Below are 22,774 nucleotides of genomic sequence, written 5' to 3' on the forward strand. Positions count from 1 at the left end.
TTCCTGGATTTTTCAACCGATTTAACAGACCGCGACCGGCAAGTCCACGAAGCGCGGCAGCGACATGGTGATGCGGTCCGCCGGCCGGCCGCTATGGTCGCCGGAAGGTCCCGCCGAACCAAGACCTGACTGTATCCCAGAACCCGCGCATCGGTGCCGGCGGCTGCTTCAAAATCGCAGCCAGGGTCTGCGGGCCAGCTATGCCGTCGACTGCCAGGCCGCGGGCCTCCTGGAACCGCTTCACCGCCGCGGCCGTGCCGGGTCCGTAGATGCCGTCGGTGTCGACCGGGTAGCCAAGCGCGAGCAGCGCTTCCTGCAACTCGGCCACCGGTTCGCCGCGCGAGCCTGTCTTCATAGTCTCTTCGCCATGCGCCGGGCCGTCGACCTGCCGCTGGTAGGCCTCGGCCAGCTTGATGTGGTAGCCGTTCTTGCGGAAGCCCGGGCCGTTGTAGCCGTGCCCCACGGCCTCCCAGTCGTGCCGGTTGAGCGCCTCGGTCAGGCCGGCCTTGTCGATGTAGCGCGCCATCAGCCGCGCCTGGCCGGCGGCCCCGGAACGGGCCTCCGTGACGAGGCCGTCGACGTCGCCGAAGCCGAGCCATTGCCAATGTGCGCCCATCACCTGGCCAAGCCCCCAGGAGGTCGATTCATAGGCGGCACGGCGATCGATGGCCGCCGCCCGTTCGACCATCTGCCAGCGCGCCGCCTGGCCGCGCGGATTGGCGACTTCGCCGGCCGTGGGCGAGGCAAGGCCGGCGGCCCGCGCCCGCGCCTGCCGTTCCCCCGAAAGCCGGCGGTCGAAATAGTGCCCTTCGAAGCGGATCAGGGGTTCCTTGCGTCCGTCGATCCTGGCGAAGACCTGCCCGCCGCTCTCGATCTCGGCGATGGCCAGCAGTGCCGCGCCCTCGATCCCGAACTCCCTTGCCGCCTTGTCGATTTCCGCCGCCGTTTCCCTGCTGAACATTCCGTCTCGGACTCCGTTTGTCGGCGCAATTGTCACCCGGCCCGACAGGGGCGTTGAAAGGTATTTTTGCATTCCGTCAGCCGCGACACATGGCGCGACTCGGCAACCCTCTGCAATCGCAGCATTCCGGCCCGCATTGAAAAAGCGAGGTCGAGGCGCTAGGGGCACAGGCATGAAAGATTTATCCACACCCGCGTCCGGCTTCCGCGTCGCAGCCCTCTACCGCTTCTGCCGGCTGGAGCGCTTCGAGGAGCTGCGCCAGCCGCTCGCCGCCTTCTGCTGCGCGCAGGGCATCAAGGGCACGCTGCTGCTCGCCTCCGAAGGCATCAACGGCACGGTCGCCGGCACCGATGAGGCGATCGCCGCGCTGCTGTCGCATCTCGAGGCGACCCCGGAATTCGCCGGCCTCGAAGTCAAATACGGCAGCGCCGCCGAAATGCCGTTCCACCGCATGAAGGTGCGGCTCAAGCGCGAGATCGTCACCATGGGCGTCGAGGATATCGACCCGCTCAGGAGCGTCGGCGCCTATGTCGAGCCGTCCGCGTGGAACGCGCTGATCTCCGACCCCGACACCTTGGTCGTCGACACGCGCAACGACTACGAGGTGGCGATCGGCACCTTCGCCGGTGCCGTCGACCCGCAGACCAGGAGCTTCCGCGACTTCCCTGCCTGGGTCGAGGCACATCGAGGCGAACTCGAGGGCAAGAAGGTAGCGATGTTCTGCACCGGCGGCATCCGCTGCGAGAAGGCGACGGCCTATGTGAAGTCGATCGGCATCGACGAGGTGTTCCACCTCAAGGGCGGCATCCTCAGATATCTGGAGGAGGTGCCGGCCGAGGAGAGCCTGTGGGCCGGCGAGTGCTTCGTCTTCGACGAGCGCGTTTCGGTCGTCCACGGCCTGGCCGAGGGCGAGGCCGAGCTTTGCCGCGCCTGCCGCCATCCGCTCATGCCCGAGGAGCGGCTGTCGCCCAAATACCAGGCGGGCGTCTCCTGCCCGCATTGCCACGAGCTGCGCAGCGACGAGGACCGCGCCCGCTACGCCGAGCGTCATCGCCAAGTAGAACTGGCCGAGGAGCGCGGGTCCGGACGCCACATCGGCAGTTGATTGTCGCGTCCCGCATGATCTTGCCAAATTTGGCGAGCGTCATTGTATTGTCGCGATCGTCCGCCTACCTCAACGCGACAGTTACAACCGGAGGCATCCATGCTCGACCCCAAGAAGCTGCTTGACGATCTCCTCGGCTCCAAGATCCCGGGGACGCAATCTACCGTGCGCGAAAAGGCCGGGCAGGCGACACAGCTCGCCAAGGACAATCCGCTCGCGGCGGGCGCGCTGGTGGCGGTGCTCCTGGGAACCGGCGCCGGCCGCAAGGTCACGGGCTCTGCCCTGAAGATCGGCGGCCTGGCGGCGATCGGCGGCCTCGCCTACAAGGCCTACCAGAACTACAAGGCGGGCAACGCGCCCGAGCAGACGGCGGCCGCGCCCGATGCCGAGCCGCAGCTGTTGCCGCCGCCGGCCGACAATTCCTTCCATCCCTCGCAGGCGCCGCAGGGCGAGACCGAGTTCGCGCTGACGCTGATCCGCGCGATGATCGCCGCGGCCAAGGCCGACGGCCATATCGACGACGGCGAGCGCAAGAAGATCGGCGACAAGCTCAGCCTGTCCGGCATCGGTTCGGAGGCGGAGCAGTTCCTGATGGCCGAACTCGATGCGCCGCTCGATCTCGACGCCATCGTGGACGCCGCGCAGACCGATGCCCAGAAGCTCGAGCTCTACACCGCCTCGCGCCTGGCCATCGATCCCGACACCCGCGCCGAGCGCGGTTATCTCGACCTGCTCGCCGGCCGGCTCAAGCTGCCGGACGCGCTGGTCGACCATGTCGAGGCGACCGTTGCCAGCGTGAAGGTACCCGTGTCCGAGCTGGCCGCGCCCAGCGCCAATCCGCAGGTCAACCCGCGCTGGTGATGCAGCGCCGGGGAGCGACGAGACCCTTCGGATGCGGTTTTTCGCGTTAAGGATTTGTTAACCGAGCAGGCGCATCCTTTTCCTACTCGGATCGGCTCTCCTCCTCCCAAGCACGGTTCGACGGAAAACTGGGCGGTCGCCAATGACCGCCCTTTTTGTGTATCTGGAGCAGCCGAACGTCATCGCGCCAACTGGTTTGCTTCAACCGTTGCGCTAGAATATTGGGCACCATGAATGATCCGCCGCTGGCGATCGGTCATTGCAGGGGAGGAGCTTCATCATGGCGAGCAAGAAGGTTGCAGTCGTCACCGGCGCGGGCAAGGGCATCGGCAAGGCGGTGGCCACGGCCCTGCTGAAGGACGGATGGAACACGGTGTTCTGCGGCCGCAGCAAGAGCGCGCTCGACGATGCGATCGCCGAGGCCGGCAAGACCGACGCCAGGGCGCTCGCCGTGGTCTGCGACGTCACCAGGGCCGACCAGGTCGACGACATGTTCGAGACCATCACCGAGGCCTTCGGCCGCGTCGACCTGCTCTTCAACAATGCCGGCATGGGCTACAAGGCGAGCACCATCGACGAGATCCCGGTCGAGGCCTGGAATGACGTCGTGGCGGTCAACCTGACCGGCTCGTTCCTGTGCGCCCGCGCCGCCTTCGCCGCCATGCGCCGGCAGGAGCCGATGGGTGGCCGCATCATCAACAACGGCTCGGTGTCGGCGCATGCGCCGCGCCCCGGCTCGGTGCCCTACACCACCACCAAGCATGCGATCACCGGGCTCACCAAGACGATCGCGCTCGACGGCCGCCCCTTCGACATCGCCTGCGGCCAGATCGACATCGGCAATGCGCTGACCGAAATGGCCATGCCGATGACCGTCGGCGTCCAGCAGGCCGACGGCTCGATCGCGGCCGAGGCGGTGATGGACGTCGACCGCGTCGCCGAGGCGGTGGTCTACATGGCCGGCCTGCCGCTCGACACCAACGTGCTGTTCATGACCGTGATGGCCACCAAGATGCCCTATGTCGGGCGCGGGTAATCCTCATTTCGCCAGGAACGCTTCGATCCGCTCCAGCGCGCGCAGGATGTTCTCCTCCGAATTGGCGTAGGACAGCCTGATGTAGCCTTCGCCGAGGATGCCGAAGTCGGGACCGCCGATCAGCGCCACGCCCGCTTCCTCGAGCAGCGCCGAGGCCAGCTTCTTGGCCTTCCAGCCGGTCTTCGAGACGTTGGGGAAGGCGTAGAAGGCACCCTTGGGCGTCACGCAGGAAATGCCGGGAATGGCGTTCAGCCCCTCGACCACGATCTTCCGGCGATTGTCGAAGGCGCGCATCATCCTGTCGACGTCGTCCTGCGGGCCGTCGATGGCCGCAATGCCGGCATACTGGCTCGGCGCGTTGACGCAGGACCAGCAGTTGACGGCGAGCTTGCGCACCTTGTCGTAGAGGTGGCCGCCCTCGCGCCCGTTCGGCCAGATCGACCAGCCCATGCGCCAGCCGGTCATCGCCCAGGTCTTGGACCAGCCGTTGAGGATGATCAGCCGGTCGCGGATTTCCGGGAAGCCGAGCAGCGACGCATGGCTTTCGCCGTCATAGGTCATGACGTCGTAGATCTCGTCCGACAGGATCGCGACATGCGGGTGGGCTTCCAGGCCCTTGACCAGCTTGGCGATCTCGATGCGCGGCGTCACCCCGCCGGTCGGATTGGCCGGCGAGTTGAGGATGAGAAGCCGCGTCTTCGGCGTGATCAGCGACAGGGTCTCCTCGGCCGAGAAGGCGAAGCCGTTGGCCTCGCGGATCGGCACCGGCACCGGCGTCGCGCCCGTGAACTCGATCATCGAGCGATAGATCGGGAAGCCGGGGTCGGGGTAGAGGATCTCGGCGCCGGGTTCGCCGAACATCAGGATCGCGGCGAACATGGTCGGCTTGCCGCCGGGCATGATCATCACGCTCTCGGGCGAAACCTCGACGCCCGTGGTGGTGAGCGTGCGCCGCGCCACCGCCTCGCGCGTCGCCAAAAGGCCGTTGGCCGGCGTGTAGCCATGGTGGCCGTCGCGCAGCGCCCTGACCGCGGCCTCGACGATGTGCTCGGGCGTGCGGAAATCCGGCTGGCCGATGCCGAGATTGACGATGTCGCGCCCTTCGTGCAGCAGCGCCGTGGCGCGGGCCAGCACGGCAAAGGCGTTCTCCTCGCCGAGGCGGTCGAAGGCGGCAATGGTTTGGAGCATTCCGGCTATCCGTCTGGTTCTTTCGTCCTGGTTCGATTTTTGGGAGAGTGAGGCCGGCCCTGTCAAACAGTTTGGAGATTATCTTGCCCGATAACCTTGAGGAGTGGAAACCGCGGCCGCGCCCGGAACGCGTCGTTCTCGACGGGCGCTACGTCCGGCTCGAGCCGCTCGACCCGGCGAAGCACGCCGACGGCCTCTTTGCGATGGCGACCGCCGAGGACGCCGAGGGCCGCTTCCGCTGGCTGTTCGACACCAAGCCCGGCGACCGCGCGGCCTTCCAGCCGTGGCTGGACAAGTCGGCGGCGAGCGAGGACCCGCTGTTCTTCGTGGTCGTCGACAAGGCGAGCGGCAGGATCGCTGGACGGCAGACCCTGATGCGCATCGACCCGGCCTACGGCGTCATCGAGATCGGCAACATCTACTGGAGCGACCTCGTCGCCCGGCGGCCGGCGGCGACGGAGGCGCAATATCTGTTCGCGCGCTACATCTTCGACGAGCTCGGCTACCGCCGCTACGAGTGGAAATGCAACGACCGCAACGAGCCGTCCAAGCGCGCCGCCGAACGCTTCGGCTTCAACTTCGAGGGCATCTTCCGCCAGCACATGATCGTCAAGGGCGAGAACCGCGACACCGCCTGGTATTCCATCATCGACAAGGAATGGCCGGCGCTGAAGCGCGCCTACGACGCCTGGCTCGATCCGGCGAACTTCGATGCGGCGGGCCGGCAGAAGCGCCGGCTCGAGGATTTCCGCGCCGAACTCGGCGCCTGAGGAGGCGCGGCATGCTGCCTCAAGTGCCGTTTCTCCTGGTTGCAAGGCGATGCCGAGGCTTGCCAAGTGGCGTGGCATCCCGCATGCAACGCAGGCTCGGGTCCAGCGCCGGGGCTGAGAAGGAATGTCGGAGCCGGCACGGCTTCGCGAGGCAACGCACAGGACCGTCGTCCATGGACAGGAATAACCGCAACGCGGCCATCGCCGCCCTCTGGATCATGATCGCCTTCGGCGTGGTGGCATTCCTGATGCCCAAGATCATGCTCGCCGTCGGCGACTATTCGACCGTCGCGGCCGGGGCGATCGCGGTGTTTTTCGTGCTGGCCTTCTTCGGCGTCTTCTGGCTGCGGGGCCGCGCCCAGCGCAATAGGGGCAACTGAGATGCGCGTGCTGATCACCGGCGCGGCCGGCATGATCGGCTGCAAGCTCACCGCTCGCCTCGCCGCCGACGGCATGCTCGCCGGCCGGCGGATCACTGCGCTCGACCTGCACGACATCGTGCCGGCGCCTGCTCCCTCCATCGACGGCGCCGCCGTGCGGACGCTCACCGGCGACCTCGCGGCAGCCGGCGCGGCCGAAGCGCTGGCCGCCGAGCGGCCTGACATCGTCTTTCACCTGGCCGGCGTCGTGTCCGGCGAGGCGGAAGCCAATTTCGACCTCGGCTATCGCGTCAACCTCGACGGCACCCGCGCCCTGTTCGATGCGCTGCGGCTCGCCGCGCATGCGCCGCGCGTCGTCTTCACCTCGTCCATCGCCGTCTTCGGAGCGCCTTTCCCGGAAACCATCCCGGACGACTTCCACCCGACGCCGCTGACCTCCTACGGCACGCAGAAGCTGATCGGCGAGGCCTTGCTTGCCGACTACACCCGTCGTGGCTTCTTCGACGGCATCGGCATCCGCCTGCCGACCATCTGCGTCCGCCCGGGCAAGCCCAACAAGGCGGCGTCGAGCTTCTTCTCCGGCATCATCCGCGAGCCGCTCGCCGGGCAGGAGGCGCTGCTGCCGGTGCCGCGCTCGGTGCTGCACACCCATGCCAGCCCGCGTTCGGCGGTCGGCTTCCTCGTTCATGCCGCCGGCATCGACGGCGGCCTCGTCGGCCCGCGCCGCAACCTCACCATGCCCGGCGTCGCCGTGACCGTCGGCGAGCAGATCGAGGCGCTGCGCCGCGTCGCGGGCGAGGGGGCGCAGCGACTGATCCGCGAGGTTCCCGACGAGGCGGTCTGGGCGATCGTGAAGAACTGGCCGACGCGCTTTGCGGCCGAGCGCGCGCATGCGCTCGGTTTCCGGGCGGAGCAGAGCTTCGACGACATCATCCGGGCCCACATCGAGGATGAACTCGCCGGGGTGTAGGTCATTCCGCCGCCTTCTGTTGCGGAGCCGCCACCACCGGCACGGTCAGCCTGGCAGTCAGGCCGCCGCCGGCCCTGTTCTCTAGGATTACGTCGCCGCCGAAACGCCGCGCGATGTTGCGGGCGATGGTCAGGCCCAATCCGAAACCGCCGGTCTGGCGGTTGCGAGAGGCTTCGATGCGGGTGAAGGGGCGGAAGATCGTTTGCAGTTGCGCTTCGGGAATGCCTGGGCCGTCGTCGTCGATGGCAAGCAGGATGCGGCTGTCGTCATGAGCAAGCGTGAGCTTCGCCTTGCCACCATATTTGACGGCGTTGTCGACCAGATTGGTGATGCAGCGGCGCAGGGCGACCGTATCGCCCATGCAGATGAGCCCGCGCGCGTGCTTGCGAGCGCCTTCGAAGCTGACGTGCGGATTGGCGTCTGCGATGGAATCTACCAGCGACCAGAAATCGATGCGCTCCGAAGCTTCGCGCTTTGCCTCGTAGGTGGCGAAGTCGAGCACCGAAGACGAGATCGCCTCGATATCCGCGAGGTTCTGCATCAGCGAGGTGCGCAGCGGAGAGTTGCGCAGCAGTTCGAGGCGCAGCCGGATGCGGGTCAGCGGCGTCCTGAGGTCGTGGGCAAGCGCGGCCGCGAGTAGTTCTCGATCCTCGACATATTCGCGCAGTCGCCCCTGCATGGTGTTCACCGCCCGAGCGGCGGATTTGTACTCGCTGCTGCCTCGCTCCGGCAAAGGCGGGCTTTTGACGTCTTCGCCGATCCGGTGGACGGCGCTTTCGAGCGCCCGATAGGGGGCGGTCAGCCGGCGTAGCGCCCAGATCGACAAGAGCACCACGAGGGCCGCGGCCGAGCCGAACAGGGGCAGGCTGCCAACGTCGAGAACGGGGCTGACCGGCGTCGCCTTCATGGTGAAGTTGAGCCACTGGCCGTCCTTGAACTCGATCGAGGCGACGAAGGTGTCGGCGGTGGTGAAGTCGGTCGACCAGTCCACGAGTTCGCGTTCGACGCTGCCCATGTCCGAACTCGGCTCGGCCGACTGTTTGACGGGGTTGCCGTGTGCGGTTTCACGCCGCAGGCGAGCTTCCTCCACGCCATATTTGGCAAGCCGGCCGACCATGATGTCCTCCAGCTCGGCCATTTCATCGTCCACGGGAATGGACGAGGTGATGGCGGGGGTGTCGGTCGTCGTCAGTACATGCGGCGGAACCGAAAGGCCGGCTGCGATGCGGGCGCGGCCTGCCGGGTTTTCCGCATACATCAGCTTGGTGAGCGACAGGGCCCTGTCGTTGAGGCGCAGCAGGTCGAGCACGTTGTTGGAGGCGATGCGCTCGCGCGCCGCGATGGAGAGTGTCGAAACCTGGATGGCGAGCAGCCCGGCAATGACGATCAGGAGCACCCAGGCCGGCAGGGAGCTCGGCAGCATCCTTCTCATTCGGCGACCACCTCGGGGACGAACTGATAGCCGCCCCCGCGCACGGTCAGCACCAGCTTGGGCGAACGCGGATTGTCCTCCATCTTGCGGCGCAGCCTGCTCACCAGGATGTCGACGCTGCGGTCGTAGCTGTAGTCCCCGTTCTGGTTGGACAGTTCGACCAGCTGTTCGCGGCTGAGCACGCGTTGCGAGCTGCGGACCAGCGTGTGCAGCAGGTTGAACTCCGCGGTGGTCAACTCGACGCGGACGTCGTCTGGCCGCATCAGCCTGCGGCGCGGGGCGTCGAGGACCCAGCCGGCGAATTTGAACAGCTGCGGAACCGCGCGGTGCGCTGCGCCGCCGGCGCTGGGGCGGCGCAGCACTGCGCGGGCGCGGGCCAGGAGTTCCCGCGGGTCGAAGGGCTTGGGCACATAGTCGTCCGCCCCCATCTCGAGCCCGACGACCCGGTCGATCGTCTCGGTCACCGCCGTCAGCATGATGATCGGTATCTTGGAATGGGTACGCAGGTCGCGGCAGATGTCGAGGCCGCTTTTTCCCGGCAGCATGATGTCGAGGATGATGAGGTCGACCGGCGCGCGGCGCAGCTCGGCCTGCATCTCGTCCTCGTCGCGTGCGGTCGACACCCGCATGCCGTGCCTCTGGAAGAATTCCTGCAGCAGGTCGCGGATTTCCTTGTCGTCGTCGACGATCAGAATGTGAATTTCGGCTTTCAAGGCAGATTATCCAAAGGCTCGTCGAATCGAGATCGCGCCCAGACCTTGTCAAAATAAGGCCGCGGACCAGCCGCTGGCAGCAATTTTCAGGTGGCGGCGAGGCTGGGGAGGCCGCTGTTACAAGCCAGAAACAAAACTCTGCAAACCGGAAAAGCAGGCGACAAGCGTCTCCGCGACAATAGCCCCACTGCTTCAGTGATCGAGGGCATCGGAACCGACATGCGGAAACTTGTGACCAGTTCGATGATCGTACTGCTCGCGGCGCTTTCGCTTGGCGCGGCCGATGCTTCGACGCAGACGACAGGCACGATCACCCGTGCCGATCGCTGCAACAGGCTGCAGCAGCAATACGCTGACGAAATTACCCAACATGCCAAGGCGAAACGGGCCGCCGAGGCAAAGGCTCTTCAGAAAAAGGCGGTGAAATTCTGTGCCGGCAAGCAGCAGGCCCAGGGCATCCGCGCCTATGCGACAGCGCTGAAGATGCTTGGAGTGCAGCCGATCGAACCTTGACCGGCGAGCTCACATAGCCCCTCATGCAAAGGAAACCGGACATGACCACCAACAAGCCTCTCCTGACCGCCCTCGGCCTCGCCGTTGCCCTGGCCTTTTCGGCACCCGTGCTGACCGCCAGCTCGGCAAGCGCCGCGGGTGCTACGGCTGCTGCCCCGGCCGCCAGCCAGTCCACGACCGCGACCGCGGCCACGACCGCTCCGGTGGTCAAGAAGGTTGCCCATCACAAGAAGGTCAAGCACCACAAGAAGCACAAGAAGGCTGCTGCTCCGGTCGCCAAGAAGACCACCACGATGTGACAGTCCGAGCCACGCGGTACGTGGCAAAACTCCGCCCTGGCAGCCGCAACTCCAGGGCGGATTTTCTTTTTCGTCGGTTCGAATGGCTTGCCGGCGGGCGTCGCGCCGGCGGTTTCGTCGGTCGAGGTGTCAGGCCTTGAGGCTGGCGGCCAGGAGCACGAGCCCGAGCAGCATCACCAGTGCCGCCCCGCCGATCTCGATGGCGTTGTGGATGCGGTTGCCGGCGCGGCCGTCGCCGGCGAAAGCCACGGCCCAGTTCTTGGCCGTCACCGCCATCACGGCAAGTGCCGAGACGGTGATGGCAGTGCCCAGCGCCATGGCGAAGACCGACAGGACACCGCCGGCCCAGAGGCCGTTGAGGAAGGCGAAGCTGAGCACGATCAGAGCGCCCGAGCACGGCCGGATGCCCACGGCCCCGACCGCCGACCACGCCGCCTTCCAGTCGAATTCCCTGCCCTCGAGCAGTTTCGGGTCGGGCGCATGCGAATGGCCGCAGGTGGCGCAGACCTCGCCTTCGCCGTGGTGGTCATGGTCGTGGTGGTGATGGCCGCAGTTCGCATGGTCATGGTGATCGCGCGCGTGGGCAGCCGACAGGCTGTGCATCGGCTGTGCGCCGCGCAGCAGAGGGCGCAGCTTGCGCCACAGCAGCCAGGCGCCGAACGCGGCGATCAGCGCATAGCTCGCCGTTTCCAGGAACCAGGTCGCATTGGTCATCGAGATCGAGGTGCCGCGCAGGACCAGGAACACCAGCGTCATCATCACGACCGCGGTGACGCCCTGCAGGAAGGCCGAGACGAAGGACAGCATGACGCCGCGCCGGAGCGCCACCTCGTTTGCGAGCATGTAGGACGAGATCACCGCCTTGCCGTGCCCCGGGCCGGCGGCGTGGAACACGCCATAGCCGAAGGACAGGCCGACCAGCACCCACACCCCGCCGCCGCCGTCGCGCATTGCCTTCAGCGCGCCGGTCAGGGAGCGGTAGAACTGCTGCTGCTGGAGATTGATCCAGTTGAGCATGCCGGAGAACATGCCGGTCGAGGGCACCACGGCCTCGTTGTTGCCGATGCCGAGCGAGCTCTGGGCGTGCGCATATCCGGCAAAGAGGGTGAGCACATAGGTGAACGCCAGCAGCGCGAACACCAGCCGGATCGTCGTCTTCCTCACCGCATCACCCCTTGGCCTGGCAGGTCAGTTCCAGCTTGGTGGCGAAGATCTTGCTCATGTCGGTGCCGGCGGGATCGTTGAAGAAGGCATCGGTCAGGCTCGCCTGGTTCTGGGCGATCGCCTCGTCGGGATCGGGCCGGATCACCTGGCGGGTGCAGGTCGCCGGCAGGTTCGCGACCGACATGTTGGCGTCGTCGGTGAAGTCCATCGCGGTGTAGAAGGTCGGGTCGTAGACGCCGAAGTCGAGCTTGCCCACGAGCTGCAGCGGCTCCTTCGGTTCCGCCTCGAACAGGATGATGAGCTGCTGTTCCTCGAAATTGGCCATCAGGTTGGCCGGCGGCTTCATCGGCACGTCCTTGCCGTCCTGGGTCACGACCTGGAAGTAGTTGTACTCGCCGATGGACTCGAAAATGGTCTTCGACACCTCGGCCAGCTCGCTGTCGTCCAGCTTGAGGTCGGCGTTCTTGTCGAACTCCATCAGCACCGTGCTCGAGAACAGGTCGTCGAAGCGCCAGAGATGGCGCAGCGACCTGACCGTGTTGTCCGGGTTGAGCACGACGTCGAGCCGCGCCTCGGCGAAGACGTGCGGATGTACGCTCGCGGGCAATGTGGTGACGAGTAGCGCTGCCGCTGCCAGCAGCGTCCTTCGGATGTTCAGAATCATTGCACCGGTCTGGAAGTTGATCGAAGACGAGACTTACCAGAAACGAGGCGGAAGTGGGATCTTCACACCGAATGCTTTGCCTTGTCGCAGGGGTGGACCTTGAACCACTGCACCAGGAAGTCGACGAAGACGCGGACCTTGGCCGGCAGGTAGCGGCGATGGGGATAGACGGCGAAGATGCCGCCGCCCGACAGCCGGCGGTCGTCCAGCACCGGAATCAGCCTCCCCGCCTCGATGTCGGGGGCGGCGATGAAATCGGGCAATATGGTGAAGCCGAGCCCCGCCACCGCGGCGGCGCGCGCCGCCATCGGGCTGTTGACCTCCATGGGGCCGCTCACCGAAACGGTCGTGGTGTCGCCGGTGTCGCCGCTGAAGGGCCAGTTGGACAGCCAGCGGCCGTTGGTGTCGACGATGCACGGCACGTTGGCGAGATCGGCCGGGCGCTGGGGTATGCCGTATTTCTCGATCAGCTCCGGAGAGGCGCAAAGCCTGACGCTGAAAGGCGCGAGCCGGCGGGCGATCAGCGAGGAGTTCTCCAGCCGCGAGATGCGGATGGCCATGTCGAAGCCTTCCTCCACCAGGTCGACGAACCGGTCGTCGAGGTGGATCTCGAGCACGATGTCGGGATGTTCCTTGGCGAAGTCGATCAGCGCGTGGCCGATGGGCGCGTCGGCGAAGGTGCGCGGCGCCGACAGCTTGATGCGGCCGCGCACGTCGCCCGAGGATTCGCGCACGTCGTCGGCAAGGCTGTCGACCTCGCGGATGATCTCGGAGGCGCGCCGGTAGTAGGTATGCCCCGCCTCGGTCAGCGAGAACTGGCGCGTCGTGCGGTTGAGCAGCAGCGCACCGAGCTCGTCCTCGAGCTCGCGCACATATTTGGACAGCAGCGCCTTGGAGCGACCGATCTTGCGGGCGGCGGCGGAAAAGCCCTCGGCCTCGACCACGTCGATGAAGGCGCGCATGCGGGTCAGCGTGTCCATGCTGTCAGTCCTTTGGGGATGTGCCGGAGGCGGCCGCGAGCACGCGGCGTCCGAGCGAAATGAGCGCCAGGTCGCTGCCGGCGGGGCCGAGCAGCGACAGGCCGAAGGGGGCTGCGTCGACCATGCCGGTGGGCAGCGTGATCTGCGGAAAGCCCGAGAGGCCCGACAGGCACAAGAGCTTCAGCGCACGTTCGCGATAGGCGAGCAGTTCGTCATGCGAGCCGGCCGCCAGCGGTGCGGCACCCGGAACCGTGGGCAGGACGAGGAAACCGTCGTCGCCCAGGAGCGCGGCCAGTTCCTCGCGGAAGGCATCGCGCCTTGCGGTTTCGGCGTCGTAGCTCGCCGCGTCGAGGGCGGCACCGTATTCGAAGCGCTCCTTGACGCCGGGCCCGAGCTTGCGGTCGGCCGACGAAATCCATTCGCCGTGCTCCCGCCAGGCCTCGTAGGCCTGGACCTTGCGGAAGCACCAGTAGAGCTCGTCGAGGGAGGCGCCGAACGCGGCTGCCGGCGTGGCGTTGCCGATTGCGCTCTCGGCCATCGCACGCATGCGGTCGTATTCGACGGCTTCGGCGGGGCCGGCCAGCAGCGTGTCGAGCATGTCGAGCCGCAGCGGGCGGACGAGCTCGCCCGCATGCGCGTCGCCGCCGATGAGCAGCTTCGCCACCGCTTCGTAAGCGTCGATGTCCTTGGCGAACCAGCCGAAGCAGTCGAGGCTCGGCGCGAGCTTCATCGCGCCGTCGAGCGAGATCAGGCCGTGGGTGGTGCGCAGGCCGATCAGGCCGCAGAAACTTGCCGGCGCCCGGATGGAGCCGCCGGTGTCGGAGCCGACGGCGATGTCGGCGAGTCCTGCCGCAACCGCAGCCGCCGAACCCGAGGAGGAGCCGCCGGTGACGCGGTTCGGCGCGGCGGGGTTGACCGGGTGCGGAAAGTGGGCGTTCTGCCCCATCAGCGAGAAGGCCAGTTCGTCGGTCTGGGTCTTGCCGACGAATCGCGCCCCGGCATCGAGAATCACCTGCACGGACGGGGCGGTCCGCTGCGCCGGACGGCCGCTTTTCGCCATCCCGGGATTGCCGCAGCCGGTCACCAGCCCGGCGACGTCGTAGATGTCCTTCACCGCCAGCCGCTGACCCGTCAGAACTCCATTTTCCCTATTTGGAACAGTGACTTGCGGAATATCCAGGAAGGCGTTGAAGGGGTCGGACGTCACCAGCATTGTTTGAGACCTGTGTACGATCTGCTCAACATTGTTCGATGAACCGATTTTTTCAAGGCGGGGTTTGATTTTCGATTGATTGTGACAGGCGAGGTGCATATATCCCGCTTGCCCAAAGTCGCACGTGCCTGTGGGTGTCCGCCGATCCCTCGAATGGCGAGGAAATCGGTAAGGTAACTGGAGCTAACCCCTCCAGTCGGTTTGGCGGCCAACCGCGGAATCGAGGACACCTTGAAGCAACGACGGTGCGGGCCTTTCTGGTTCTCTTCCGGCTGTCCAAAAGCCGGGGTTACTGAAGAGGCACACCTTCATTGCCGGCAGTGCGGAACGGGTCTTCCCATTTCCAAGCCAAGGCAGACAAAGCGAACCGAAGCCGGGCTGGCTTAGGTTCATCGCCGCGTGAAGCGCATTTATGGTTCCAGGGTCTCCACAGGCTGGTTCCATCAAATAGCGGTCATGTCTTTGTCCACCGCGGGATGCTGCGGCCGGGAACGGCCGTCCCGCAGCTTGATGATTCTGCGCGGACAGCCCGCGCGAATGGAGAGACCTATGGCCACTCAGCGTATCCTCGATTTCCTCGCCACCCGACGTCCGTCCGGCCCCTGCCTCGTCGTCGACCTCGATGTCGTGCGCGACAACTATCGCGCCTTCGAGAAGGCTCTCCCCGATTCCAAGATCTACTACGCGGTGAAGGCAAACCCGGCGCCGGAAATCCTGCGCCTGCTCGCCGCGATGGGCTCGTCCTTCGACACCGCCTCGGTTGCCGAGATCGAGATGGCCATGGATGCCGGCGCGCCGGCCGAGCGCATCTCTTTCGGTAACACGATCAAGAAGGAGCGCGACATCGCGCGCGCCTTCGAACTCGGCATCCGCCTGTTTGCCGTCGACAGCGTCGAAGAGGTGGAGAAGATCGCGCGCGCCGCTCCCGGCGCCCGCGTGTTCTGCCGCGTGCTGACCGACGGCGAGGGCGCCGAATGGCCGCTGTCGCGCAAGTTCGGCTGCGCCCCGGCGATGGCCGTGGACGTCCTGCGCCACGCCAATTCGCTCGGCCTTGGCGCCTATGGCGTTTCGTTCCACGTCGGTTCCCAGCAGACCGATCTTTCGGCCTGGGATCGTGCGCTGGCCGACGCCAAGATGGTGTTTGCGAAGCTTGCCGAGGAAGGCATCGTGCTCGGGCTGGTCAACATGGGCGGCGGCTTCCCGACGCGCTACCTCAAGGATGTGCCGGCGGCGCAGGCCTACGGCCAGGCGATCTTCGACTACCTGAGCAAGCACTTCGGCAACAACATTCCGGAGACCATCATCGAGCCGGGCCGCGGCATGGTCGGCAACGCCGGCGTCATCAAATCGGAAGTCGTGCTGATCTCCAAGAAGGCAGACAACGACAACGTGCGCTGGGTGTTCCTCGACATCGGCAAGTTCGGCGGCCTCGCCGAGACGATGGACGAGGCGATCCGCTACCCGATCGTGACCGCGCGAGATGGCGATGAAAAGTCGCCGTGCGTACTCGCCGGCCCGACGTGCGATTCGGCCGACGTCATGTACGAGAAGGCGCCCTATCCGCTGCCGCTGTCGCTGACCATCGGCGACGAGGTGCTGATTGAAGGCACCGGCGCCTACACGACCACCTACTCGGCGGTCGCCTTCAACGGCTTCGAGCCTCTCCGATCCTACGTGATCTGACGGCTCGAAACGGCGCATGGCGCCGGAGCCGTTCAGATCACCCCGGCGGGCGCGCTTTTCAGTGCGCATGATCCTACCTCGACCTGAGGCCTCGGATACATGCGCGGGCAGCGCCCGATCGGGTTCGCTTGTGGAACAGATCTCCGCTCGTGAAGGATCGCGGAAATGAACATCGAAGAAGCAGCCAAAACCTCGCCCGACATCGCGATCGTGGCTGAAACCCATGCCGACATCGCCGCGCGCGAGGCTTTGCTCGACCGCGCCATGGGCCCGAGGCGGCGCAAGAAGTCGTCGGAGAAACTGCGGCGCGGCCGCCGCCCGTCCGAGGGGCTGGCCTTCGTCGCTCGCGACGAAGCGGGTGCCGTGGTCGGTACCGTGCGGCTGTGGGACGTGCGCCTGGGCGAGGGTGGTGCGGCGGCGCTGCTGCTCGGCCCGCTCGCCGTCGACCCGGCGGTGAAGAGCGCCGGCATCGGCTCGGCGCTGATGCGCCATGCCGTGGCCGAGGCCGGGCGGCTCGGCCACGGCGCCGTCCTTCTGGTCGGCGATGCGCCGTACTACGCGCGTTTCGGCTTCACTGCCGACAAGACCGGGAAGCTTTCGATGCCCGGCCCCTACGAGCGCGAGCGGTTCCTGGCGCTCGATCTCGTTGCGGGGGCGCTGGACGATGCCCGCGGCGTGCTGAAGGCCGCCGGGCGCAAGCTCAGGAGCGAGCGCGCGAAGCTGGCCGCCTGATTTCCGTTGCCCTGGGGCAAACTGTCGGATCCGCACATCTTGCGATGAAACAGAGCCGGCGCTGCGGCCGGCTTACCCTCCCCCTTGTGGAGAGGGTCGATCCGCATAGCGGATCGGGGTAGAGTGCCGGCCGCCGACACTCACTCCTGAACTAGGTGCGTGAACCCGATAGCTTGTGGCGACGGGCCCATGGCGCGGCCCGGGCCGCGCTGTTCGCGATCAGCCGAGCAGCTTGCTCAGGCCCATGGCGACGCTCATGTCGCCCTCGACCTTGATCTTGCCGGTCATGAAAGCCATCGTCGGGTTAAGGTCGCCGGCGATCAGCGACTCCAGATCGTCGAGCGACAGCTTGATCGTGCAATCGGCCGGGCCGTCGGTGGTCGACAGGGTGCCGCCGTCGATGACGATGACGCCGTCGCCGCTGGTGTCGAACTTCACCGAACGGTCGAAGCCGGAGCTTTCCACCCTGGATTTGATCTTATCCGCGACTGCCTGAATGCCCATGGCTCTCTCCTGAACCTCTGAAAATGGGGCGCCTCGCGCCCGGCCTCCCCGGACCGATCCGGACAGCGCCGGCAACGTCACAGGACTGGTTAGGCTATAGCTGGCAGTTTACGTTTACGTCAACGTAGTTTTGCCGTGCCTGTGGCGGCAGCGGGGATCGGAAGGATCAGTGCGAGGTCGGCGGGGGGGCGGCCTTCTTGGCGGCCTCGGCCTCGGCGGCCGACGTTTCGCGGCGGCGGACGGCGTTGTCGCGAATGTCGTCCGGCGTCAGGAACTCGACCTGCTCGACCAGCACTTCCTGCACGAGCTTCTCGCCGATCCGGGCGTTGATGCTGTCGCGGATGCCGTTGCGGAATGCGTCGAGGTCGAGCTTGTCGTACTGGGTGAAGTCGATCAGCGGATTGCCGTAGAGATAGGAATAGACCTGGTCGGAGATCAGCGCGGCCGCCGGCACCGACATCTTGGCGGCTTCCTTGGGCTCGACGGTGTAGACCAGGCGGGTGAGGAAGTAGCCCTGGACGCGCTGGTCCTTGAGCAGCGGTACCGAGATGACGTCGGTCTTGACGTAGTCCAGGCCGCCGAGCATCGGCTTAGCCGGGTCGACGGGCGGCTTGTTGGCCGCGGCCTGGAACGAATAGAACACCGCGCCGAGCGTGACGGCGACAATCCAGAGGGCCGCCGCGATGAACTTGATCACCGCGCCCATCCGAATTCGCTGGCCGAGTAGGTGCCGTCTGCCTCGGAACGCTGGATGGCGTCCTTGAGCAGGCTGGCGACCTCGCCGACGGCGCTGAGGTGGGCGAGGATGGCGCGCTCGTTGGCGGCGAGCTTGTCGCGCAGGCGCTCGACGCCGATCTTGAGGTCGGCCGGGAAGTCTCCTTCGAGGCCCTTGGTGGCGCGGGTCAACTCGTAGAGATAGCGGCTCTTGCGCGCGTTCGACGCCTTGATGTCGAAACGGACGTCGGTGCGGATGGAGGCGGTTTCCTCCTCCACCGCATCCTCTATGCGGCCGATGATGATCCCGAGATTGCCTGGCATCGCGGCGCTGGCGGCTTCGGTGGCGGCCATGAGGCCGGGCCGGTATTCGGACATTTCCGACATGTCTTACCCTCTGCTATTCGGTGTCACTGGCAGAGACGGCGCCGTCTCCCGCGAGAGATTGCAGCATCTGCCGCTGCATTTGCTGGAGCAGGGCCGTCGCCTGGCCGGCCTGCTGGTCGAGTGCAGCCTGTTCGGGACCGCCGGTCACGACGCCGACCGGAACGGCCTTCTCTTCCTTGACGTAGTAGTCGCGCATGACCTGCTTGGCGATGCCGATGCCGCCGCGCTCGGCGACAGTGTCGGCGAGCCGCTCGGCCATCATGGACTTCCACATGTCGCCGGCCATGCCCTGGCCGTAGACGCTTTCGGTGTTCTTCGGCAGCATGTTCTCGATGAAGGTCTGCAGCACCATCGCCTCGAAGCGCTTCATGCTCTCGGCGGGAGCCGCCTTGTCCGGCTGCCGTTCGAGCCCGGCCGTGACCGTCTCGCGCGTCAGGCTGCCGCCCGAGATCGCCGGCGTCTCGCCGAGCGAGAAGGTGCCGGCCGCGGCACCCGTGCGGCTCGCAAGGGCCGCGCGCGCGGCCCGGACGCCGGCCGGCTCGGCGGCCTTGGCTACGTCCAGTACGATGTCGCTGGGTGGGGAGATCGCCAAGCCGGCTCGCCTCTCTCGGGTTTCGTTGCCGCTGATTGTGTAAGGTCAAGCTTGCGGCAACCTTACTTGTCCTCGCTCGACCTTCTTTCGATGATTTCAAGGCGTTCGCGGTCGGCGCTGTGGCGTTCGTCCTGGCGGCGGACGTCGCGATAGGCGCGCTCGACCATGTTGGTGCGGGCGGTCGCCGTCGCCACCTTGGCGGCCTCGACGCCGGCGAGGCCCATGCTGAGCTGCTGTCTGGCAAGTGCTGCCGAGATGCGCTGGTGGTAGAGCTCCGGAAACAGCTGCGGCATCGGGCTGTCGCCGCCGAAGGCTTCCGTCAGCGCCTGCGCCTCGGTCCCGGCCGCGACCGCCTGCGCGACAAAGCCGGCGTGACGGGTCTCGTGCAGCGCCTTGAGCTGTTCCTGGACCCTCACCAGCTTCTTCAGCCTGTCCCTGCGCTGGGTCATTCTCATCTCCCGATGGTGATGTCGACGAAACCGTCGGCGAACAGGCTGAGCATGGTGCCCAGGCCGAAATAGATGAGCACCAGGCCGCCGGCGACGACGAAGGGCAGCGAGATGAAGTAGACCGGGATCTGCGGCGTCAGCTTGTTGACGAAGCCGATCGTCAGGTTGACCAGGATCGCATAGGCGATGAACGGGCTGCCCAGCCTGAGCACCACCATGAAGCTCTCGGCGAGCGTGTCGGTGACGTCGACGAGGGCGGCCTGCGGATTGAACAGCATGTTGACCGGCGCGACCTTGTAGGAGGCGACCAGCGCGCGGATGACCTCGTGGTGGAAGTTGAAGACGAAGAGCAGCATCAGCGCCGAGAACGAGATGATCGATGCGAGCGCCGTCTGCGGCTCGTTCTCCTCGATGGCGCTGCCGCCGATGCCGTTGAAGCCGATCAGCATGGCGATGGCCGAGCCGATGAACATCAGCGCCAGGATGTAGAGCCGCGCCATCAGGCCGATGAGGCCGCCGATCAGCAGCTCGGAGGCGATCATCGGCATCAGCACGCCGGGGCGGGCGTCGACGAAGGGCGCGATCTGGTCCCAGAGGTGGACCAGCAGCCCGCCGGTGGCGGCAAGCGCCACGAACAGCCGGATGTGCAGGGAGACGCGCGCGCTCGACAGGCCGGGCATCAGCATGAAGCAGGCGCCGATGCGGCAGAAGGCGAGGAATGCCGCAAGGACGAGACCTTGCGCGGCGGCGTTCACGAGATGGTCCCGAGCACGCGCAGTTCGACGCCCTTGGCGATCTCGACGTGGCTGAGTACCGGCAGGGTCGGGAACAGCCGTTCGATGATCATGCGGACATAGGGGCGCGCGTCCGGGGCGGTGACGATGACGAAGCGCTCGCCGGCCTCGAGATGGGTGCGGATCGCCTTGGAGGCATCCTGGCCGAACTCCTCGAGCTGGCGCGGGTCGATGTCGAACTCGCGCACCTCGCCCTTGGCGTCGCGCTTGAGGCTCTGGTGGAAGGCGAGGTCCCAGCGGTTGCCGAGGCGCAGCACCTTGAGGGCGCCGCCTTCGCTGAGGTCGCCGCAGATCTGCTGGGCCATGCGGATGCGCACGTGCTCGACGATCTGCTCGGTGCGGCGCACATGCGGCGAGATCTCGGCGATCGCCTCGATGATGAGATGCAGGTTGCGGATCGACACGCGCTCGGCGAGCAGCAGCTTCAGCACCGCCTGCAGTCCGGGATAGGTGATGTGCGATGAGCAGATCTCGTCGGCGAGCTTGCGGTATTCGGGGTCCTGGCGGTCGAGCAGGGCCTTCATGTCCTTGTAGGACAACAGCTGCGGCAGGTTGTTGCGGATCACCTCGGAGAGGTGGGTGAGCAGCACCGACATGTTGTCGGCGAAGGTGAACTGCTCGCGCTTCAGATCCTCGGCGAAGGAATCGAGCACCGAGAAGGCGCGCATGCCGAAGGCCGGCTCGCGCACCTCCTCGCCGGGGATGTCGGGCATGGCACGCGAGCCGAGCAGCACCATGAGTTCGCCGACGCGCATCTGGTATTCGGCGACGACGGTGCCATGGATCTTGATCTGGTAGCTCTTCGGCGGGATCGAGAAATCGTCGGTGAGCCGCACCTCTGGCACGACGAAGCCGTACTGGGTGGCGAACTTCTTGCGCATCTTGGCCATGCGGAAGGCGAGTTCCTGGTGCGACGACAGCAGCCGCGTCGACAGCTGCTTGCCGATCAGGAGCTCGATCTCGGCGGTGGCGAGCGAGGCCTTCACCGAATTCTTCTCCTCCTCGACCTTGGCGTCCTCGGCCTGCTTCTTCTCGGCTTCGACCGCGGCGACGCGGCGGTTGTGGCGCAGCGGGATGATGTAGCCGAGCGCGGCCATCGCGGCTGCCAAGGTGACGAAGGGGAACATCGGCAGACCCGGCATCAGCGCGAGCAGGAGCAGCAGGCCGGCGGCGACGTAGAGCGCGCGCGGATAGGCGCCGAGCTGGCCGAAGACGGCCTGGTCGGCCGAGCCGCGGGTGCCGCCCTTCGACACCAGAAGGCCGGCGGCGAGGGAGACGATGAGCGCCGGGATCTGGGTGACCAGGCCGTCGCCGACCGACAGCTTGATGAACACGTCGGCGGCTTCGGCCATGCCCATGTCGTGGCGGAAATAGCCGATGGCGATGCCGCCGACGATGTTGATGGCGGTGATGATGAGGCCGGCGACGGCGTCGCCGCGGACGAATTTCGAGGCGCCGTCCATCGAGCCGAAGAAGGAGCTTTCCTCCTCCAGTTCGCGGCGACGGAGCTGGGCCGTCTTGTCGTCGATCATGCCGGCGGAGAGGTCGGCGTCGATCGACATCTGCTTGCCGGGGATGGCGTCGAGGGTGAAGCGGGCGCCGACCTCGGCGATACGCGTGGCACCCTTGGTGATGACGATGAAGTTCACCACGATGAGGATCAGGAAGACGATCAGGCCGATGACGAAATCGCCGGACATCACGAGGTTGGAGAAGCCCGAGATGACGTAGCCGGCGGCCGCCGTGCCCTCGTTGCCGTGCGACAGGATCATGCGCGTGGTGGCGATGTTGAGCGACAGGCGCAGCATCGTCGCGATCAGAAGCACGGTCGGGAAGGACGAGAAGTCGAGCGGCCGCTGGATCCACAGCGCCACCATCAGGATCAGCACCGAGATCGCGATGGAAAAGGCGAGGCCGATGTCGATCAGGAAGGCCGGGATCGGCAGGAACAGCACGGCCAGGATGACGACGATGCCGAGCGCGAAGAAGACGTCGCGGCCGTTCTTGTTGGGGGTGCCTATCGCCGATATGGATTCGCTGATCGCCATGACTTACCCGATCGAATGCCGCCGCGACCCATGCCACGGCCGCCTGACCCTAGAGCTTCAAGCTTGCGCGAGGGTGGGAGAGGGGGGCGGCGCGACGCGGCCTCGGGCGACCCCACCCCGATCCTCAAGGGGCTGCCACGCCTCATTCCCTCCCACCCCCCTCTGGGCTGCCGCCCATCTCCCCCACAAGGGGGGAGATTGGCAGCTTCGGCGTCTCGCCCGCTTCTGCCGGCTTCTCCAGAAATCTCCTTGAACGCTGGTGATTGGCCGGGGCGTCGATGGCGGCCTGATCTCCCCCCTGCGGGGGAGATGGCCGGCCCTTCGATTGACTCAGGACCAGAGGGGGGCGCGAAGGAATGCAGAATTCCAACATTTCACACTCCTCCCTCGCCACGCCCCGTTTCCGGTCTGGCCATTGTGGTGAAAGGTTCGGGAAGCGGGGCGCGCGGCCGAGCCGTCCGATAGTTTTGTACGTGGCGCGAACCGCGCGCCCCGCCCGGTGTCTGTCCCTCGGCCGGCCGGTCACAGGTCCGTCCCACGGTCTTTTCGTGGCCTGAACCCGCGGCTTCTCCGCACCGCTCGGCACCCGCCATTTGCGGCGCGTGCCGGACGACGCCGGCCT

At 66.4% G+C, this 22,774-nt stretch carries 25 protein-coding genes; 10 read left to right on the forward strand and 15 right to left on the reverse strand.

The genetic code is table 11. The features are described from left to right. Positions 1–91: 91 nt before the first annotated feature. The gene (locus AmiPiv_RS07320; protein ID WP_340036680.1) at positions 92–961 is read right to left on the reverse strand and encodes an N-acetylmuramidase domain-containing protein; all 870 of its coding nucleotides are present in this window, start codon (positions 959–961) and stop codon (positions 92–94) included. A 172-nt stretch (positions 962–1,133) separates the two neighbouring features. Between AmiPiv_RS07320 and trhO the strand changes: the two genes are divergently transcribed. The 3 genes from trhO (at position 1,134) to AmiPiv_RS07335 (ending at position 3,963) form a co-directional block, all read left to right on the forward strand. Beyond that, the gene (trhO, locus tag AmiPiv_RS07325) at positions 1,134–2,066 is read left to right on the forward strand and encodes an oxygen-dependent tRNA uridine(34) hydroxylase TrhO (RefSeq protein WP_340036681.1); all 933 of its coding nucleotides are present in this window, start codon (positions 1,134–1,136) and stop codon (positions 2,064–2,066) included. Between the two features lie 99 nt (positions 2,067–2,165). Beyond that, complete coding sequence (locus AmiPiv_RS07330; RefSeq protein ID WP_340036682.1) at positions 2,166–2,927, forward strand: tellurite resistance TerB family protein; 762 nt, start codon at positions 2,166–2,168, stop codon at positions 2,925–2,927. A 280-nt stretch (positions 2,928–3,207) separates the two neighbouring features. After that, positions 3,208–3,963: an SDR family oxidoreductase gene (locus tag AmiPiv_RS07335; protein WP_340036683.1), complete on the forward strand. Its 756-nt coding sequence runs from the start codon at positions 3,208–3,210 to the stop codon at positions 3,961–3,963. A 3-nt stretch (positions 3,964–3,966) separates the two neighbouring features. On the opposite strand, the gene AmiPiv_RS07340 is transcribed toward AmiPiv_RS07335, so the two are convergent. Continuing rightward, positions 3,967–5,151 carry a pyridoxal phosphate-dependent aminotransferase gene (locus AmiPiv_RS07340; protein WP_340036684.1) on the reverse strand — a complete coding sequence of 395 codons (1,185 nt, stop codon included), beginning with the start codon at positions 5,149–5,151 and terminating at the stop codon, positions 3,967–3,969. Positions 5,152–5,234: 83 nt separating this feature from the next. On the opposite strand from AmiPiv_RS07340, the gene AmiPiv_RS07345 reads away from it, so the two are divergent. From AmiPiv_RS07345 to denD, 3 genes are all read left to right on the forward strand, one after another. Beyond that, positions 5,235–5,921 (forward strand): GNAT family N-acetyltransferase, encoded by a 687-nt coding sequence (locus AmiPiv_RS07345; RefSeq protein ID WP_340036685.1) that lies wholly within the window; start codon positions 5,235–5,237, stop codon positions 5,919–5,921. Between the two features lie 173 nt (positions 5,922–6,094). Further along, a complete protein-coding gene (locus AmiPiv_RS07350) occupies positions 6,095–6,301 on the forward strand; it encodes a hypothetical protein (RefSeq protein ID WP_340036686.1) in 207 nt (68 codons plus the stop codon). A 1-nt stretch (position 6,302) separates the two neighbouring features. Continuing rightward, positions 6,303–7,271: a D-erythronate dehydrogenase gene (gene denD / locus AmiPiv_RS07355; protein ID WP_340036687.1), complete on the forward strand. Its 969-nt coding sequence runs from the start codon at positions 6,303–6,305 to the stop codon at positions 7,269–7,271. A gap of 1 nt (position 7,272) precedes the next feature. Here denD and AmiPiv_RS07360 read toward each other — a convergent pair whose 3' ends face one another. Together AmiPiv_RS07360 and AmiPiv_RS07365 are read right to left on the reverse strand one after the other, a co-directional pair. Then, positions 7,273–8,703 carry an ATP-binding protein gene (locus AmiPiv_RS07360; protein ID WP_340036688.1) on the reverse strand — a complete coding sequence of 477 codons (1,431 nt, stop codon included), beginning with the start codon at positions 8,701–8,703 and terminating at the stop codon, positions 7,273–7,275. Beyond that, the gene (locus tag AmiPiv_RS07365; protein ID WP_340036689.1) at positions 8,700–9,416 is read right to left on the reverse strand and encodes a response regulator transcription factor; all 717 of its coding nucleotides are present in this window, start codon (positions 9,414–9,416) and stop codon (positions 8,700–8,702) included. The genes AmiPiv_RS07360 and AmiPiv_RS07365 overlap by 4 nt, the downstream gene beginning before the upstream one ends. Positions 9,417–9,506: 90 nt before the next feature. On the opposite strand from AmiPiv_RS07365, the gene AmiPiv_RS07370 reads away from it, so the two are divergent. Both AmiPiv_RS07370 and AmiPiv_RS07375 read left to right on the forward strand, forming a co-directional pair. Beyond that, entirely contained in the window at positions 9,507–9,929 is a 423-nt protein-coding gene (locus AmiPiv_RS07370; protein WP_340036690.1) for a hypothetical protein, read from the forward strand. Between the two features lie 41 nt (positions 9,930–9,970). Next, entirely contained in the window at positions 9,971–10,228 is a 258-nt protein-coding gene (locus tag AmiPiv_RS07375; RefSeq protein WP_340036691.1) for a hypothetical protein, read from the forward strand. Positions 10,229–10,357: 129 nt separating this feature from the next. On the opposite strand, the gene AmiPiv_RS07380 is transcribed toward AmiPiv_RS07375, so the two are convergent. The 4 genes from AmiPiv_RS07380 to AmiPiv_RS07395 all read right to left on the reverse strand — a co-directional run bounded on the left by AmiPiv_RS07380 (position 10,358) and on the right by AmiPiv_RS07395 (position 14,249). Then, positions 10,358–11,392 carry a nickel/cobalt transporter gene (locus AmiPiv_RS07380; RefSeq protein WP_340036692.1) on the reverse strand — a complete coding sequence of 345 codons (1,035 nt, stop codon included), beginning with the start codon at positions 11,390–11,392 and terminating at the stop codon, positions 10,358–10,360. A gap of 4 nt (positions 11,393–11,396) precedes the next feature. Then, positions 11,397–12,056, reverse strand: a complete 660-nt coding sequence (locus AmiPiv_RS07385; protein ID WP_340036693.1) for a DUF1007 family protein — start codon at positions 12,054–12,056, stop codon at positions 11,397–11,399. A 62-nt stretch (positions 12,057–12,118) separates the two neighbouring features. Continuing rightward, positions 12,119–13,036 carry a LysR family transcriptional regulator gene (locus AmiPiv_RS07390; RefSeq protein WP_340036694.1) on the reverse strand — a complete coding sequence of 306 codons (918 nt, stop codon included), beginning with the start codon at positions 13,034–13,036 and terminating at the stop codon, positions 12,119–12,121. Positions 13,037–13,040: 4 nt separating this feature from the next. Continuing rightward, a complete protein-coding gene (locus AmiPiv_RS07395) occupies positions 13,041–14,249 on the reverse strand; it encodes an amidase (protein WP_340036695.1) in 1,209 nt (402 codons plus the stop codon). Positions 14,250–14,798: 549 nt separating this feature from the next. Between AmiPiv_RS07395 and odc2 the strand changes: the two genes are divergently transcribed. Both odc2 and AmiPiv_RS07405 read left to right on the forward strand, forming a co-directional pair. Next, the gene (gene odc2, locus AmiPiv_RS07400) at positions 14,799–15,932 is read left to right on the forward strand and encodes an ornithine/lysine decarboxylase (protein ID WP_340036696.1); all 1,134 of its coding nucleotides are present in this window, start codon (positions 14,799–14,801) and stop codon (positions 15,930–15,932) included. Between the two features lie 165 nt (positions 15,933–16,097). After that, positions 16,098–16,664 (forward strand): GNAT family N-acetyltransferase, encoded by a 567-nt coding sequence (locus AmiPiv_RS07405; RefSeq protein ID WP_340036697.1) that lies wholly within the window; start codon positions 16,098–16,100, stop codon positions 16,662–16,664. 219 nt (positions 16,665–16,883) lie between these two features. On the opposite strand, the gene AmiPiv_RS07410 is transcribed toward AmiPiv_RS07405, so the two are convergent. The 7 genes from AmiPiv_RS07410 to flhA form a co-directional block, all read right to left on the reverse strand. Further along, positions 16,884–17,168, reverse strand: coding sequence for an SCP2 sterol-binding domain-containing protein (locus tag AmiPiv_RS07410; protein ID WP_340036698.1), 285 nt, complete (start codon positions 17,166–17,168; stop codon positions 16,884–16,886). A gap of 166 nt (positions 17,169–17,334) precedes the next feature. Further along, on the reverse strand, positions 17,335–17,865 hold the full coding sequence (locus tag AmiPiv_RS07415) for a hypothetical protein (protein WP_340036699.1): 531 nt from the start codon (positions 17,863–17,865) through the stop codon (positions 17,335–17,337). After that, positions 17,862–18,269 carry a hypothetical protein gene (locus AmiPiv_RS07420; protein WP_340036700.1) on the reverse strand — a complete coding sequence of 136 codons (408 nt, stop codon included), beginning with the start codon at positions 18,267–18,269 and terminating at the stop codon, positions 17,862–17,864. The genes AmiPiv_RS07415 and AmiPiv_RS07420 overlap by 4 nt, the downstream gene beginning before the upstream one ends. Before the next feature lie 13 nt (positions 18,270–18,282). After that, positions 18,283–18,861 (reverse strand): rod-binding protein, encoded by a 579-nt coding sequence (locus tag AmiPiv_RS07425; RefSeq protein ID WP_340036701.1) that lies wholly within the window; start codon positions 18,859–18,861, stop codon positions 18,283–18,285. A 62-nt stretch (positions 18,862–18,923) separates the two neighbouring features. Then, positions 18,924–19,310, reverse strand: coding sequence for a hypothetical protein (locus tag AmiPiv_RS07430; RefSeq protein ID WP_340036702.1), 387 nt, complete (start codon positions 19,308–19,310; stop codon positions 18,924–18,926). A 2-nt stretch (positions 19,311–19,312) separates the two neighbouring features. After that, positions 19,313–19,996, reverse strand: a complete 684-nt coding sequence (gene fliR, locus AmiPiv_RS07435) for a flagellar biosynthetic protein FliR (protein WP_445206925.1) — start codon at positions 19,994–19,996, stop codon at positions 19,313–19,315. 65 nt (positions 19,997–20,061) lie between these two features. Next, on the reverse strand, positions 20,062–22,152 hold the full coding sequence (gene flhA / locus AmiPiv_RS07440; protein ID WP_340036704.1) for a flagellar biosynthesis protein FlhA: 2,091 nt from the start codon (positions 22,150–22,152) through the stop codon (positions 20,062–20,064). Positions 22,153–22,774 lie beyond the last annotated feature (622 nt).

It is taken from the genome of Aminobacter sp. Piv2-1 (assembly GCF_037625995.1).
In the GTDB taxonomy this organism is placed as follows: Bacteria; Pseudomonadota; Alphaproteobacteria; order Rhizobiales; family Rhizobiaceae; genus Aminobacter.